Source organism: Providencia sp. LY12 (genome assembly GCF_057621555.1).
The window spans coordinates 4033255-4048953 of record NZ_CM172594.1; the positions used below are offsets into that span (position 1 = coordinate 4033255).

12 protein-coding genes are annotated in these 15699 nt (G+C 43.1%); 6 read left to right on the forward strand and 6 right to left on the reverse strand.

Translation table 11 applies throughout. The annotated features are described in order from the left end of the window. Positions 1-161 precede the first annotated feature (161 nt). The 3 genes from fbp (at position 162) to ACY3ZI_RS19110 (ending at position 3998) form a co-directional block, all read left to right on the forward strand. Entirely contained in the window at positions 162-1169 is a 1008-nt protein-coding gene (fbp, locus tag ACY3ZI_RS19100; protein ID WP_487375706.1) for a class 1 fructose-bisphosphatase, read from the forward strand. A 138-nt stretch (positions 1170-1307) separates the two neighbouring features. After that, positions 1308-1838 carry an inorganic diphosphatase gene (gene ppa, locus ACY3ZI_RS19105; protein ID WP_006658000.1) on the forward strand — a complete coding sequence of 177 codons (531 nt, stop codon included), beginning with the start codon at positions 1308-1310 and terminating at the stop codon, positions 1836-1838. Positions 1839-2288: 450 nt separating this feature from the next. Further along, the gene (locus ACY3ZI_RS19110; RefSeq protein ID WP_487375707.1) at positions 2289-3998 is read left to right on the forward strand and encodes a pyridoxal phosphate-dependent decarboxylase family protein; all 1710 of its coding nucleotides are present in this window, start codon (positions 2289-2291) and stop codon (positions 3996-3998) included. A gap of 77 nt (positions 3999-4075) precedes the next feature. On the opposite strand, the gene ACY3ZI_RS19115 is transcribed toward ACY3ZI_RS19110, so the two are convergent. The 3 genes from ACY3ZI_RS19115 to tamA are packed head-to-tail and all read right to left on the reverse strand — an operon-like array spanning position 4076 to position 9936. Further along, positions 4076-4423 carry a gamma-glutamylcyclotransferase family protein gene (locus ACY3ZI_RS19115; RefSeq protein WP_132496352.1) on the reverse strand — a complete coding sequence of 116 codons (348 nt, stop codon included), beginning with the start codon at positions 4421-4423 and terminating at the stop codon, positions 4076-4078. Between the two features lie 3 nt (positions 4424-4426). After that, on the reverse strand, positions 4427-8197 hold the full coding sequence (tamB, locus tag ACY3ZI_RS19120; RefSeq protein WP_487375708.1) for an autotransporter assembly complex protein TamB: 3771 nt from the start codon (positions 8195-8197) through the stop codon (positions 4427-4429). Further along, the gene (tamA, locus tag ACY3ZI_RS19125; protein WP_036948997.1) at positions 8194-9936 is read right to left on the reverse strand and encodes an autotransporter assembly complex protein TamA; all 1743 of its coding nucleotides are present in this window, start codon (positions 9934-9936) and stop codon (positions 8194-8196) included. Before tamA ends, tamB begins: the two co-directional genes overlap by 4 nt. A 133-nt stretch (positions 9937-10069) precedes the next feature. Here tamA and msrA point away from each other — a divergent pair, with 133 nt between their 5' ends. Continuing rightward, on the forward strand, positions 10070-10699 hold the full coding sequence (msrA, locus tag ACY3ZI_RS19130; protein ID WP_487375709.1) for a peptide-methionine (S)-S-oxide reductase MsrA: 630 nt from the start codon (positions 10070-10072) through the stop codon (positions 10697-10699). Between the two features lie 166 nt (positions 10700-10865). Continuing rightward, positions 10866-12221, forward strand: coding sequence for a polyamine export protein PaeA (gene paeA / locus ACY3ZI_RS19135; RefSeq protein ID WP_132496349.1), 1356 nt, complete (start codon positions 10866-10868; stop codon positions 12219-12221). A 93-nt stretch (positions 12222-12314) separates the two neighbouring features. Here the strand turns inward: paeA and ACY3ZI_RS19140 are convergent, their stop codons facing one another. Further along, on the reverse strand, positions 12315-12521 hold the full coding sequence (locus ACY3ZI_RS19140) for a DUF1107 domain-containing protein (protein WP_036948988.1): 207 nt from the start codon (positions 12519-12521) through the stop codon (positions 12315-12317). A gap of 290 nt (positions 12522-12811) precedes the next feature. Here ACY3ZI_RS19140 and ACY3ZI_RS19145 point away from each other — a divergent pair, with 290 nt between their 5' ends. Further along, positions 12812-13375: a YtfJ family protein gene (locus tag ACY3ZI_RS19145; protein WP_211886866.1), complete on the forward strand. Its 564-nt coding sequence runs from the start codon at positions 12812-12814 to the stop codon at positions 13373-13375. 239 nt (positions 13376-13614) lie between these two features. Here ACY3ZI_RS19145 and qseC read toward each other — a convergent pair whose 3' ends face one another. Both qseC and qseB read right to left on the reverse strand, forming a co-directional pair. Next, complete coding sequence (gene qseC / locus ACY3ZI_RS19150) at positions 13615-14967, reverse strand: quorum sensing histidine kinase QseC (RefSeq protein WP_487375710.1); 1353 nt, start codon at positions 14965-14967, stop codon at positions 13615-13617. Beyond that, a complete protein-coding gene (gene qseB, locus ACY3ZI_RS19155) occupies positions 14964-15626 on the reverse strand; it encodes a quorum sensing response regulator transcription factor QseB (RefSeq protein ID WP_036948983.1) in 663 nt (220 codons plus the stop codon). Before qseB ends, qseC begins: the two co-directional genes overlap by 4 nt. Between the last annotated feature and the right edge of the window lie 73 nt (positions 15627-15699).

Here is a 15699-nt window from a genome sequence, read left to right on the forward strand (position 1 = left end):
TTTTCCATCCAATAGCATGAGGTTTGTCACTATTCTACTCATCAATCACAGGTTTATAAATGTATTAGCCTATTAATCTTTTCTTTATTTAGATAAACTCTCCGCCCGAGGGTACAATAAAGACCCGCAAATTTCTGTCAATTTTATTCAGGACCTTCGTCATGAAAACATTAGGCGAATTCATCGTCGAAAAGCAACAAGATTTTCCTCATGCAACAGGTGAGCTGACTGCATTACTGTCAGCAATCAAACTGGGCGCTAAAATTATCCATCGTGATATTAACAAAGCTGGACTCGTTGACATTCTCGGCACAAGCGGTGTTTCGAATGTTCAAGGTGAAGTTCAGATGAAGCTTGACCTGTATGCAAACGAAAAACTGAAAGCGGCTTTGAAAGCGCGCGGAGAAGTCGCCGGTATCGCCTCAGAAGAAGAAGATGAAATCGTCATTTTCGAAGGTGACCGTGCAGAAAACGCGAAATATGTCGTTTTAATGGACCCTCTGGATGGTTCTTCGAATATCGATGTAAACGTTTCCGTTGGAACAATCTTCTCTATCTATCACCGTATTACCCCAATTGGCCAACCGGTTACAGAAGCTGACTTCTTACAACCAGGTAACCGCCAAGTTGCTGCGGGCTATGTGGTTTACGGTTCATCAACCATGCTGGTATACACCACTGGTTTTGGCGTTCATGCCTTCACCTACGACCCATCATTAGGTGTATTCTGTCTGTCTCATGAAAAAGTCATGTTCCCAGCAGAAGGTAAAATGTATTCCATTAACGAAGGTAACTACATCAAGTTCCCTATCGGCGTTAAGAAATACATCAAATATTGCCAAGAGCAGGATGAAGCAACCCACCGCCCATATACCACGCGTTATATCGGCTCTTTAGTGGCGGACTTCCACCGTAACTTACTCAAAGGCGGTATTTATATTTACCCAAGCACCGCTAGCCACCCAACCGGTAAACTTCGCCTTCTGTACGAATGCAACCCAATTTCATTCTTAGCGGAACAAGCGGGCGGTAAAGCAAGTGATGGTACTAACCGTGTGTTAGACATCATCCCAACCAAGCTGCACCAACGTGTGCCGTTCTTTGTGGGAACGAAAGCCATGGTTGAGAAAGCGGAATCCTTCATGCGTGAGTACCCAGACGCAGAATAATCAAACATTCCGTTTGACCTGAAGGCGAGACTCTCTCGCCTTTTTTGACTGAATTTCTCTCCAACTAGTGAGTTTTACCTCTCTTTGCGGCTATAATGTCCCCCACGTTATTTTAAGCACTCATAAGGATACATTTTAATGGGCCTGAACAATGTACCGGCAGGTAAAGAACTGCCTGAAGATATCTACGTAATCATCGAAATCCCAGCTAACGCTGATCCAATCAAATATGAAGTTGATAAAGAATCTGGCGCACTGTTTGTAGACCGTTTCATGTCTACTGCGATGTTCTATCCGTGCAACTACGGTTATATCAACAACACCCTGTCTTTAGATGGTGACCCAGTTGATGTTTTAGTACCAACTCCATACCCATTACAACCAGGTTCAGTCATCCGTTGCCGTCCAGTTGGCGTACTGAAAATGACTGACGAATCTGGTGAAGATGCGAAATTAGTTGCAGTACCGCACACTAAACTGAGCAAAGAATACGATCACATCAAAGATGTGAACGACATTCCTGAACTGCTGCGTGCGCAAATCACCCACTTCTTTGAGCATTACAAAGATTTAGAAAAAGGTAAGTGGGTTAAAGTTGACGGTTGGGAGAATGCAGAAGCAGCTAAAGCTGAAATCATCGCTTCTTTCGAACGCGCTGCAAAGAAATAATTAATCCCTTCTGTGGATAGAAAAGCACTGGTTTTGACCAGTGCTTTTTTTTACCTATACCTTCCCCTTACAATATTAATATTTTTTCACAATTTTATAATATTCAGATATATATATCGGTAGTTATATAACCCAAAATAAAACCAGAATTAAATTCCTGAATATTTAACAATCATTAAATTAATTGACTGATTTTAGCGGAAAATTCGAAATAATATCAATTAAAATTAAATATTACTCAGATTATAAATCTGTGATTGGCTTATCAATATAGGAATATATTTTCTTAGTAAAAAATAACTAGAATGACTTTTAACTTATTTATTATCATGATGTTATGATGATAAACCAGATGAATTAGTCAATTTGATATTATTTAAATCAATATAGATTCAGGTGTAGAGTATTTACATAAATCATTAATTGTATAAATGTAAATGGGAGTCTAGCGTGAATCAATCAGAGCTTCTTGCTCGCCAAAGTGCGAACCTACTCACACCCGAATTCGAACAGCAGTACCACAATATTGTGGCAAACTTTTTTAGCCGCGATCCAAATAAATGGCCTATTTTTAATGACCCAAAAATCCAAGCTATCACCCAATTTCGCAAAACCACACTCGCAGACAATCAGTTAATCAATCAATATCCAAATGGCGCTCAGTGGTTCAATCAATTGGCTCAGCAATCCCATGTCCAGCAGCAAATTAATTTACCCGGAAATCAGCAAGATACCCTGCTAGCTTTTGCTTCCGCATTATGTAAAAACTGGGAAAACCCGTTGTCCGTCGAAAACGTGATTGCGATGCCTTCAGACCCTGCATTATATGGCTCTATGCTTGGTCTTTTAGGCAATCCCAACATGGTTTATTGCGAATATTCCGGCGTCGCCGATTCCATGGAAAAAACAGTGATTAAACAAGTCGCTAACTTAATTGGTTATGATGAAAATCAAGCTTCTGGATTGTTCACTCAAGGCGGGACCATGTGTAATTTATATGGTTACCTATTTGGCATTCGCAAAACATTAAAAGATTCTCGCCAACTGGGTATGTCTGTGGATCAAGACTACCGGATTATCAACTCCCAAGGCGGCCACTACTCCAACATGACTAACCTGTCATTACTGGGGGTGGATATTCAAAACAAAACCATTCGTATTAAAGTCGCCTCGGACAACACCATCGACTTGTATGACTTAGAGCAACAGATCCGCGCCTGTTATACCGTTCACTGCAAGATCCCCGTGATCTTATTAACCGCAGGTACCACAGATACCTTTGGTGTCGATGAAATAAAACAAGTTTATGAATTGCGAAACCGCCTGTGTGAAGAGTTCGAAGTAACAGAAAAACCGCATATTCACGTGGATGCAGCCGTCGGCTGGCCAATAATTTTCTTTATTAATTATGATTTTAATACTAACCCGCTTGCTATCAATGAAGCCACACTGTTTGGATTACGCCACACTGTAGAAAAATTCAAACAGCTTAAATATGCCGATTCCATCACTATCGACTTCCACAAATGGGGCTATGTTCCTTACACCTCGAGCTTAGTGATGGTACGTGATGGCAATGACTTCAAAGCCCTTGAAAACTCACCGGAAAACTTCACGTACTTTGAACATGATTTAGAAGGGCAAACTCACTTGCAATCCACCATTGAATGTAGCCGCAGTGGAGTTGGGATCTTTGGCGCCTATGCAGGGCTGCATTATCTTGGCATTGAAGGGTACCAAACCATTATTGCTCACTGCCTACAAAATGCTAACTACATGCGCAACCAGTTAATTGAAATGGAAAATACCGCAGTCATGGTGCCTCAAAACCAAGGACCTAGTGTCGGCTTTCGCCTTTATTCCCCTAAATTGAATGCGGATCCACAGGACATTTTTAACTATGAATTAAGTTGTGCGAGCGATAAAGCCGCTTATGAAACCATGATTAGAAATAGCAAATGGCACCGCAATCTGTTCTTAGCACGCGGTAAAGCCGGGCTATTCACCAATTGGGTGGATTCCATCGCCTGTTCGACTTATGCGGAACATAACCGTTTTGTTTATATACCGGGTGAAAAAGCGGTCTTTATGAACCCAACGACAGAACGCCATCATATTGATGAGTTTGTAAAAATGCTCAAAGCCATGAGCCACGCTTAACATCCATAAAAAACGCCGACCACTGAATCTTCAGTGCTCGGCGTTTTTCTTGATGACTCATACAGATAAACTACTGATTACTCTTCTTCATGGCGCTTTAGCCAATCACCACTTTTGATTTTAGGCAGGCCTTCAACTGAGTGTTTATAGAGATAAATCCACGCATTACCGTAAGGTGTTGGAATTAACTCACGCTCATAATCTTGTGAATTTTTCTTCAGTTCGTCTAACTCAGTCAGAATAGACGGATTGATACGATAAACCTCGCATTCAATCGTGCCATTCCCTCTGATAACCGCTGGATAATATCCAAGGTCATACAGTTCATAGCCTTCTAGCTTATGCTCACCTAGCAGCTGAGCATAAGTCATCCAGTGATGATTCCCTTGCTTGCGCCTTAAACTGCCATAAACAATGATACGCATATATTAAAACTCGAATTGATAAAGCAGGTCCAAAGCCTGATTAACGCCAGAAACGGCTTCTAAAAACAGTTTCGGCATGACCCTATAGCGTAAAGTGAGCGTCGCTAAAGAATCAAATATGCCAACTCCATACTTAACTTGCAAGTCGTTCGTAATTTTCCCACTCACAACCACTTTCGAACTGTCACCCACCCCTTGCGTATCGACGGCTAAATCTGACACTCCAAATGTTTCACCAATTTTACCTACCAATTGACCACTTTGAGCAACCCCCAACCCGATCAACATCGAGGTCATTTGTGACCCATTCGCATCACCGCTATCGAGCCCTTCCCCTCTTAACAGATAGGAAAGTGCCTCTTGCTGGGTTTTTGCGGGCTCAGAGAATATCTCAACTTTTGGTTTATCGGCAAGTCCTGTTACCTTCACACCGGCAATCACATCATCGGCGGTGTTTTCAGGATTACGAATTGCTTCTAAATTTAAGAACGGCTGATCAGCAGGTCCCGAGAATTGAATCAGCCCTTTACGCACAATCAAATCTTGCCCATAAGCGCGGAAACGTCCTGATGGAATATCTACCTGGCCATTTAAGCTTAACCCTTGTTTATCCTGAGCAACTTTTAATAACCCAGTTAACCGAGCTTTTAATCCGAATGCATCCAGACGCACATCATTGCCAATATTAATATTTAAATTGGTTTGAATTGGAATCGACGACTGTTTCGGATTGATCGGTTTTAGCTGGTCATCCAGCATGACCACATCCGAAGACGCACTCACCGCAGACTCAGGTAATTCTTGCACCGTAATACGCGCCCATGGAATAGTGACGCTACCATTTAAGGTCAGCAATTTCGGCGACGCTTCCAGAATCAAGTCAGGCTGCACATCAATTTTGATCATTGGCGGCAGAGAAACTCGTAAGTTATTCCCTCTTGCCAATACTTTCGCTCGCCATGCATCAATGTTGCGCCAATCCGCATCACCATCGATATTCAGGTAACCCTCTGGCGTTTTGATCTGCCCAGTCATCACGGAACTGGTACCATTAAAGTTAACTGCTAATTGGCTATTTTGGATATCAAACGGGATCAGCCCAGACTTCACTTCTAACCCAGATAACGTGACATTACCGTTCATTAGCGGGTTATGCGCCGAGCCACCAACACGTAGATTTGCATTCAGGTTGCCATTCGCAATGTCTTTTTCGCCAAGTAGCGGTTTAATTAAACCTAATGTAATGGCGTTAATTTCAATGTTGCCGGAGAGTAAGCGCTTTCTTTCGAGGTCAGAAATTTGCACATTACCTTTAAATTGACCGTTGTCTGCGATTTTCAACAGCCAGTTCAGATCCGCGCGACCATTCTTCATACCTGCATTTAATGTCAGCGTATCAAACGCGATAGGTAAACGTGCACCATCAACAAACTGCACGACTTTGACTCCATCACCGCTCAAATCCACTTTCACTTGCGGCAGGCTACCATCCGCTTTCCAAATAGCATTTGCACGCCCGGTGAATACCCCATTTACGCGAGTATCACTTGGCATAAACGGTTTGATCATTGCAAGGTCAAAACGTTCTAATACAATATCAGCGCTACCACTTTTACCCGCTTTAACCGGCTTCGGTACACACACGCGAGCATTCGGGTTGACCCAGCAATGGCTACCAATGACCACTTCTTGCGTGGTGTTATTGTAGTTCAAGGACATGGCTTGATTCAGGCGCCATTCCCCAACCTCAGTATCAAATAAGGTATTGCTTAAGTTACCTTTCCACACTTCCGTTTGACGATCAAAGCCCCCTGCCAGCGCGAGCTGTCCAGAAACTGGTTTGCCCGTCACATTCAGTTTTAACGTATGCTGTTTTTCAGTCCCTTTAGCATCTAGCGTTAGGTTACTAATGGCTAAATCCGCTTGGCGCAATCCGCGCACCACCACAGATAAATCACCTTTGATTTGGTCACCCGTTGCTACGTTACCTTTAATGGTGGTGGTCTCAACAGTTAAATCTTGCCATTTCACGCCACGCGCCGTTAAATCCGCCAGCGCTTGTGGGGCTTGTAAATCACCGCGAAGTTTGAGATCCCCAATGATCACGCCGCCTAATCCTGGCACTAACCCATTCAATGCTGGGGCATTAATTTTGGCATCAAGGTTCCATTTATCCGCTAAAGAGCCCTTCACATTCACGCTGTTTTTGCCCAGCAAGAGGTTAAAGTCTGGGATATTCCATTGCCCTGCGGCATTTCCTTTAGCTTGCCCACGCGCCTTTAAGATGTGCTGTTTAACATTACCATCTAAGGTGATTTCAGGGATCTCTAACTGCCAGCTTCCACCATATAGGCTGCCTCGCGTGGCAATTTTCCCTTCAACTTTCGCTGGCCATTCTGGATATTGCTTCGCCGTATTAATACCTGATAACGTCAGCACCATATTCCAGCTAATAGCTTTACTCCAATCAGCCACCCCGGATAGGTCTGCATTACCTTGCAATGCGGATAAGCGTAAACGGGTTAAATCAATTTTTTCTTCGTTCCCTTTCGCATCTAATAATAACTTAGATGGCGGTAGGTCTTGCCCCGTGATGGCTGAACGTAATGAAAGGTCATAGCTAGAAGGACGACCATTTAAGCGTAAGCGAGTGTCATCAAGCTTATATTGGCTTTCTCCCACCAGCGGCCAAGTTAATTTTTTGCTTTCTAAAGTCAACTCAATCGGAAAATCTGCCTGCGCTAAATCGGTCTGAGCTTCTAGTGTCGCCGTAATTGGACCATTCAGATTCAATGCCAGCATCAGCTCATCCATCAGTCCACCTTTAAGCGTTAAATCGACTTTCTGTCCATTTAAATCTTCAAGGCGGCTTTCACCAATAACGGATAGCGCGACTGGCCATTTTTCTTGCAAAGAAATCGATCCAGAAACCGCAACATTACCTTGCGGTGCATCGACTTTTAGCTGCTTTAATAAAACATTCTGCCCTTCATTTTCTAACTTCAAATTCAGGCTATTAATCGTAATGTCCGTGTCGCCTTTTAATTGGAAATTAGAGGCATTGATCCCCTCAACATTCAAGTCAACCGGTAGGATAATTTCAGGTAGCTCCGCTAATAGCGGCTTAGAAAATAACGTTTTAAGCTGATCACCAAGGGATGGCTGCTCACCTTCAGGCACGACGGGTTCAACTGGTTTTGGCGCCTCAGCCAGCTCACTAGGCGGTAAGCTTATAGCAAGGTTAATAATATCGGTTGGCGTGATTTCGATAGCTCTTTTTTGCCATGTGATCCCTGTGGCGAATTTGTCGAGATCAATCACAGTCCCATCGACATTAACATGAGTATCAACCAACGCTAATTGAGCCAAACGAATGGTTAGCGGGGCATTCAGTTCTGTTAGCGGCTCAGAAGGCGGAGTTTCTTCAGACGGCGGGAATTGGCTAGTATCCACATTCACCATCACGCTTTCTGTTGATAAATCATCAATGCAGACTTCACGGCTGGTCAGGCACTTTAAACGTAATGCAAGGTGGATTTTCTTCGCATCCACATCCACACCTGGCATTTGGTACTTCACGCCAGAGAGCGTTAAATCGTTAATATCACCATCAATGGAGCCAATAGTCAGTTCAGGTACAAAACGTGTGGCGGAGTTCAACGCAAAATGCAGGCCCGATTTAGTACCCAAAACCCAATACAGCGCACCAACGACCAGAACTAACAATAATAAAATGGTGATTGCAATCCACTTTAGCCATTTCATCCATTTCATAGTTCTGTCCCCAATCCGATGTAAAACTGAATTTTGTTATTATCTGGGTCACCAATAGGCTTGGCTAAATCAAATTTAATCGGTCCAACCGGGGAAACCCAACGGATCCCCACACCGGCACCGGTTTTAAAATCACTATTTTTGAAATCGTCTACCGCTTCACCGCTATCAATAAAGGTGGCTCCCCACCAGTTACCCGTGAAATTATATTGATATTCGACGGATCCAACCGCCAGCTTAGATGCCCCGGTAAGCTTACCGCTACTATCTTCTGGGGAGATTTTTTGATAACCATAACCACGGACACTACCGTCACCCCCTGCGAAGAAACGTAAGTCTGGCGGGACTTTGTCAAAGTTATTGGTTTCAATCCAACCAAGGTTTCCACGTACGACAAATCGATGTCCTTCCCATGGAGTACGGATCCACACATTCTTGGCTTGTAATACCAGGAAGTCGATATCCGAACCCCATATTTTATTGGAGTAATCGATAGAATAGCGCTGGCTATCACCCCAGGTTGGCATCACGCCACCTTTTTGACGAATTCGGCTGACGTTTGCCCCCGGATACAGCAACATCGTGGTGTTGGTCACATCCGCTTGGGTAAAGTTACTCAACATCCAGCGCATATTCACGCCATACTGCCAACCACTTGAATAATCCCAATTACGAGACACGTTCAGTGTGGTGGTATTCGATTGAGTATCGTTCAAATCCGTGCGTTTGAACCCACCTTGAATCGCATAATATTGCTCTAGAGGATTCGCTTTGAGTGGAATTTTGTAGCTGGCATCAATCAGCTGTTCCGGCTGAGAGAGACTAATGCTGGAGGTTAAACTTTGTCCCCGTGAGTTTATCCACGGCTTGTTCCATATCGCTTTTACGCGAGGCCCCACATCGGTCGCGTAACCACCACCCAACTCAAGGAAGTTTTGCGCTCTTGGGATCATGACCCCTTCCATGGGTAATAGATCCGTATGCTCCTCACGAGCTTTTTGAATATTCGGCGTGACTAGCGCAGAGTTGAACCATCCTGTTGATGCTAAACGTTGGTTATATTCGGCAAGCTGTTCTGACGTGTAATATTCCCCTTCTTTAAAAGGAGAAAGGTTTTCGAGGTAATCCTTGCGAATTTGCGAGCCTTCAAAGGTTAATTTACCAAAACGGTAGCGCTCACCACTGTTAAAATCAAAATCCCAATAAGCAGCATGATGATCAACAGAAATGCCTAGCTGGCTTTTTTCCATCATGGCATCGAAATACCCTTTACGGATAGCTAGGCTGCTAAATTTACCTTTGAAGTCTTCATAATCACCATCATTTTGGATGATGCCATATTTCGGCGTGCTTTTTTTCAGCATCTTGGCGTAATCAGGGTCTGTTTTCGCTCCCCCTTCTAACACCACATTGACACCTTGTAGAAGAATAGGCTCCCCCGGAGAAACCTTGGCCGTCAAAATTGAACGTGCTGGCGGGGTTTTCTCTTCATAGCTAAATTCTACTGTAGGTTCATAATATCCCAGTGGTTTTAACCCTTCACGAATCGCTTTTTCTACTCGAGCACGAAAACGTCCATTTGCAACGACTTCATCTTGTGAAATATTAGAAAGCTGAATACGGACATTCTGGTTGAGTTGCCCTTCAAGCCCTTCAATATTAAGGCGTAGATTCGCAGCAAATACCGCTGGTACCGCCGTTGTTAGGCATACTACACAAAGGGTAAGATATTTCGACACGCCTGCTCCTAGGGTGATAGACAATTTGGCTTATTATTCAACAACGACTTATTTTGAGTAAAATAGACCACTGACACAAGTTTTTATCCCAATTTTTACTTTATTTCTATACAGATTGTATTTAGGAATCGTTATGACTTTTAATCAATTTCAGTCCGATAATGAATTTCAAGCACTTCCGGGGCGTCACTCGTCAATGGCGTTGTCACCTTACCATGCAGTGACCCATCATTCGATTGAGATTATTCCTAAGAATATGGAAATTGCTTATTTTGCAATGGGTTGCTTCTGGGGTGTGGAACGATTATTTTGGCAACAAACGGGAATTTATACGACATCTGCAGGTTACAGCGGTGGTCTCACACCGAATCCAACCTATGAAGAAGTGTGTACCGGATTAACCGGACATACTGAAATCGTTCGCGTGGTTTTTGACCCTGAAATCATTTCATTTGCTCAGCTGCTAACGCTATTTTGGGAAAATCACGACCCAGCCCAAGGCATGCGCCAAGGTAATGATATTGGCACCCAATATCGCTCAGCAATTTACACCGTGTCAGATGAACAGTACCAACTGGCGATACAAACCCGCGAAGCTTACCAACAGGCGATGGCTGAAAAGCAGGATAACCGCCCGATTACCACCGAGATTCGACCACTCGAAACCTTCTATTTTGCTGAGGATTATCACCAGCAATATCTGTATAAAAATCCCAACGGCTATTGTGGGCTTGGTGGCATTGGGGTCTGTCTTCCATCTTGAATGACATTATAATGACGAATATATAGCCAGATAAAATAGGCTAGTGCTATACTTAGCGCGATACCCACCGCGCTAAGGCGCTAATTAATATTGAAATGGAATACCCTTACATTGCCTTTAGGATTTCAAGAAGTGACAATTCACTACCTAGAGGGTTGGATAATTTATGCTAAACAGTTTACTTATCGTTCTTTTATTATGTGCAATCAGCGCATTTTTTTCGCTGTCCGAAATTTCATTGGCAGCTTCTCGCCGTATTAAATTGAAGTTAATGGCCGACGAAGGCAACATTAACGCCGCTCGCGTTCTCAAACTACAAGAAATGCCGGGCATGTTCTTCACCGTTGTACAAATTGGCTTAAACGCCGTCGCGATTTTAGCCGGTATTGTGGGTGAATCTGCATTCGCTCCTGCATTGCAAGAGCTATTCATTAAATTCTTATCCCCGGCATGGGCACAGCAAACCGCTTCTATCCTGTCATTTACCATCGTAACCAGCTTATTTATTCTGGTGGCTGACTTAACACCAAAACGTATTGGAATGGTAAAACCTGAAGCTATCGCTATACGCATTGTTAACCCAATGCGTTTCTGCTTAGTGGTGTTAAGCCCGCTCGTATGGTTCTTTAACGGCTTAGCGAACTTATTTTTCAAACTGTTCAAATTACCCACTGCACGTAATGAAGACATTACTTCTGATGATATCTTTGCTGTTGTTGAAGCGGGCGCTGTCGCTGGGGTGTTGCGTAAACAAGAGCACGAACTTATTGAAAATGTGTTTGAACTTGAGTCCCGTACCGTTCCATCGGCGATGACACCACGAGAAAACATCATTTTCTTTGATAAAGACGAATCTGAAGAGAGCATCAAACACAAAATCTCCACTCAGCCACATTCGAAGTTTTTAGTTTGTGCAGGGGATATCGACCATGTGATTGGTTATGTAGATTCCAAAGAGCTCCTCAACCGCGTATTAAATGGTCAAAGCCTGAGCTTACGTGACGGTGTACATATCCAGAACACATTAATGCTTCCGGATACCTTATCTCTGTCTGATACCTTAGAAGCCTTTAAAAATAGTGGCGTCGATTTTGCCGTTATCCTGAACGAATATGCCTTAGTGATGGGAGTTATTACCATCAATGACGTGATGATCACCTTAATGGGTGACTTGATTGGTCCGGGGCAAGAAGAGCAAATTATTACCCGTGATGAGAATTCATGGTTGGTTGATGGGGGAACGCCAATTGAGGATGTTCAACGTATCCTTGATATCGATGAATTCCCAGATTTCAGCAACTACGAAACCATCGCAGGCTTTATGATGTATCGCTTGAGAAAGATGCCGAAACGCACTGATTATGTGAAATATGCGGGCTACAAATTTGAAGTGGTCGATATTGATAACTACAAGATTGATCAACTGCTGGTCACGCGTATCACGAATACACCGTCCGCGGTTGTCGTTCAGCCAGGTACTGCGGGTAGTGAAGATACGTCACATACTCAAAATAACCACTGATAGCCAAATATGAACACGCCACTGTCAGTGGCGTTGTTATTCTTAAGGCGCTTGAAGGTTGTTAGCCTAACACTTAGCTGGCTAATAGCCTGTTTAGCCCAACTCAGCTCGCAGTAATACCACTTGCTTGTTCACTTCATTCATTACATTGTAATGCGTTTTATCAGTCACTTTTGGCGGTAAAATCTTCCCATTATTGAATTCGAAAGCCCCAAAATCCTTAATGTAGAGCCTACCTCTGAATAGTGTTTTCACGTATAGAGCAATTTTCGATGGGTTATAATGCTTAAAAATTTTCATTAGAACTGATCTCCATGTTGTTCTGACGATACCTCACTGCATATCGTTCAATAATCATAGACTAGAAAATTTTGTTTTGGTTCGGAAATTGCAATTTTATTCAAAATGCTGACACAACATGACATTGTCAATATACTGTTAAATCATACTTAAACCTCATCTTTATGCTGAATTTTACGATTTTGTTAATTTTCATCTTGCCACTCATCCGATGAGCTATGCTATAACTAGCAGCACCAGAAATCCTCACCCTATACACAACAATGACAATGATTTCTAAAGGTACCTTTATGATAAAAAAACTGCTTTTATTAACCTGCTTACTGGGTTTATCTTCAACGGGATTCGCGATTAATATTCAATTAAATCAACCTGTACCCGCCGTTACCGTCACAGATAAAGGCGAATTACAGTTAGATAATGCGGGAAAATTCAATTACCAACCGTGGAAGAGCCAGCAACTTGCCGGCAAAGTTCGCACCATTCAACACATTGCAGGACGCTCTTCCGCCAAAGAGCTTAATGCTCCGCTCATCGAAGCGATTAAACAAGCCAAATTCCCTCACGATAAATACCAAACCACCAGCATTATCAATACGGATGATTCAATTTTTGGTACCGGTGTATTTGTAAAAAACAGCGTGGAAGACAGCAAGAAAGAGTTTCCTTACTCCCAATTTATTGTTGATAGTGATGGTGTCGTGAAGAATGCATGGAGCCTTGCGCCAGAGAGTTCCGCCATTATCATTCTCAACAAGCAAGGTAATGTCTTATTTTATAAAGATGGCGCGCTAACGCCTCAAGAGATCAATAAAGCCATTAGCGTGATTGTCACCGAATTAGAAAAGCCGTAATTAACAGAACCAGAGTTAGCGAAACCAACATTCAACAGATAAGAAAAGAGCCACTCCAGCTCTCGTTATCATAAACATAATGTTTTCCTAAGCGTCGACTGATGTTGACGCTTAGGAATTTGTTTTACTATCATGAGTTCCTGTTGAACATAACCGCAAAAGCACATCACAATAAGATTAAAATTCAGCTAATTATTCTGCAACAACCTCATTCAATATTGTGCATAAAATAGACTAACTTATGCATTCCAACGAACAGTGACACAAAAGCCCCCTTCCGTGACATTATTAAACGTCACATGGAGATGGTGTAACTGAGCCACGCGTTTAACAATTGATAACCCTAAGCCACTGCCCGTTTTTTCTTGTCCCGGTGGTCGATAGAAACGCTCCCCTAAGCGCGCTAATACCTCAGAAGAAACCCCATCACCATCATCTTTCACTTCCAGATAGTGGCGATACAAATTGACTTCAACCTTACCGGCAGCCTTACCATAGCGGATAGCATTGTGAAGAAGATTTCTTAAGAGTACGGACAATAAAAGTTTCTGCCCTTTAAAAGGCGGCGGCGTTTCAATGATTGATATTTTCAACGTTACCTGATTTTGCCGAGCTTCCAGCTCGCTCTCTTTAACGGCTTGCTCAATTAATTCCTGCCAACTCACTTCACTCACATCATCTAATTGATTAGAAGACTCTAAGCGGGATAAGGTTAATAGCTGGTCCACTAGCCGAGTGGCTCGGTCAATCCCTTCTGAAAGATTAGACACTGCATGTTGGCGAATCGCCTCGTCACTTCCAGCAATTTGTACCACTTCGGTTTGGACTTTCAGTGCAGCAAGAGGGCTACGCAGTTCATGGGCAGCATCAGAGGTAAATTGCCGTTCACGAACAAACATGTGATTTATTTTGTCGAATAATCCGTTCAGAGAATCTAGGATTGGCTTTGCTTCACTAGGAATTGTCGGCACCATCACTGGGCTCAGCTCATCCGGCTTTCTCTGCCGTAGCTGTTTAGCCACATCCCGTAGGGGTTTTAATGCGCGAGTGAGTAACCATAAAAATACGATTAACATTATCGGTAGCGCCACCAGCCACGGTATGAGCTGGGAAAACATAATGCTATTAGCCATACTTTGGCGGTATTCCCATTCTTGCCCTACTGCAATAATATATTGATTATCAATAGATTTAAGCCAAACAAAGCGCCACTCATCATCACTACCTTTGAGTGTTCCCTCGCTGAATCCTTCACGCGTAAATTGAAACTCGATTTTACGTCCGTTGTCCCCATCATTGAGCACCATTTCGCCACTCGGAGTAAAAATCGCAAATGCCAATGCGTCATCGTCTTGGCTTCCACGATTTTTCCGCAATAACTTTTTGGTTTTACTCAATGATGCTTGAGGCAAGTCGATATCCGTCGGCAACACCGATAAACGCTTTGCAAATACCATCTGTTGAGTATCAAACAATTCGTTAATGGTTTTATAGGTTTGATACCATGCCAATGAGCTAGCAATTCCCCACGTCATTACCGCGAGGAGCAATAACATCAAAGTCAATTTGAGCCTTAAGCTGAACGTTTTCATGCTTCATCACCCAGTCGATAACCAACACCATGAACAGTTTGAATAAACTTGCTGCCTAATTTACGGCGTAAGTGGTGAATATGAACTTCAACCGAGTTACTAGAGACTTCTTCATCCCAGTTATACAACTTTTCTTCTATCGCACTACGAGACAGCACTTTTTTCGGGTTGTGCAAAAATAATGATAATAGCGCCAGCTCCTTACCCTTCAACTGCACAGGATTTCCTTGATAGGTGACCGTCATCGCTAAAGGATCCATCTCCACATCACCATGTACCAAAGTGGGTGATAGCTGCCCACTACGCCGACGGATCAACGCTTGCAAACGTGCTGCAACCTCCGCAAGCGCAAACGGCTTACACAGATAATCATCAGCTCCTTGTTGTAACCCATTGACCCGTTGCTCAAGGGCATCCCGCGCCGTCAGAATCAAAACAGGCTCATCACGCCCTTGCTTACGCCAGAATTTTAAAATATCCATACCATCAATATGCGGAAGTGATAAGTCCAGCACAACTGCATCATAAGGGGCATCAAACAAAGCTTGTTGACCTTGTTTACCATCCATAAACCAATCAAGGGTAAACCCCAATTGTGTTAACCCTACTTTTAGACCATCGCCAATTAATCGATCATCTTCTATTAATAAAATACGCATACTCAACCTCCGCATCGAATATTGTTATATTTATCTTATTAAATTCATGATGACCAGTGGTGATTGTCCAAAT

Excerpts from the sequence above, each read along its gene's own strand:
- fbp (WP_487375706.1), top strand. The coding sequence starts at position 162 with ATGAAAACATTAGGCGAATTCATCGTCGAAAAGCAACAAGATTTTCCT.
- ppa (WP_006658000.1), top strand. The coding sequence starts at position 1,308 with ATGGGCCTGAACAATGTACCGGCAGGTAAAGAACTGCCTGAAGATATC.
- ACY3ZI_RS19115 (WP_132496352.1), bottom strand. The coding sequence starts at position 4,423 with ATGCGTATCATTGTTTATGGCAGTTTAAGGCGCAAGCAAGGGAATCAT.
- tamB (WP_487375708.1), bottom strand. The coding sequence starts at position 8,197 with ATGAAATGGATGAAATGGCTAAAGTGGATTGCAATCACCATTTTATTA.
- msrA (WP_487375709.1), top strand. The coding sequence starts at position 10,070 with ATGACTTTTAATCAATTTCAGTCCGATAATGAATTTCAAGCACTTCCG.
- paeA (WP_132496349.1), top strand. The coding sequence starts at position 10,866 with ATGCTAAACAGTTTACTTATCGTTCTTTTATTATGTGCAATCAGCGCA.
- ACY3ZI_RS19140 (WP_036948988.1), bottom strand. The coding sequence starts at position 12,521 with ATGAAAATTTTTAAGCATTATAACCCATCGAAAATTGCTCTATACGTG.
- ACY3ZI_RS19145 (WP_211886866.1), top strand. The coding sequence starts at position 12,812 with ATGATAAAAAAACTGCTTTTATTAACCTGCTTACTGGGTTTATCTTCA.
- qseC (WP_487375710.1), bottom strand. The coding sequence starts at position 14,967 with ATGAAAACGTTCAGCTTAAGGCTCAAATTGACTTTGATGTTATTGCTC.
- qseB (WP_036948983.1), bottom strand. The coding sequence starts at position 15,626 with ATGCGTATTTTATTAATAGAAGATGATCGATTAATTGGCGATGGTCTA.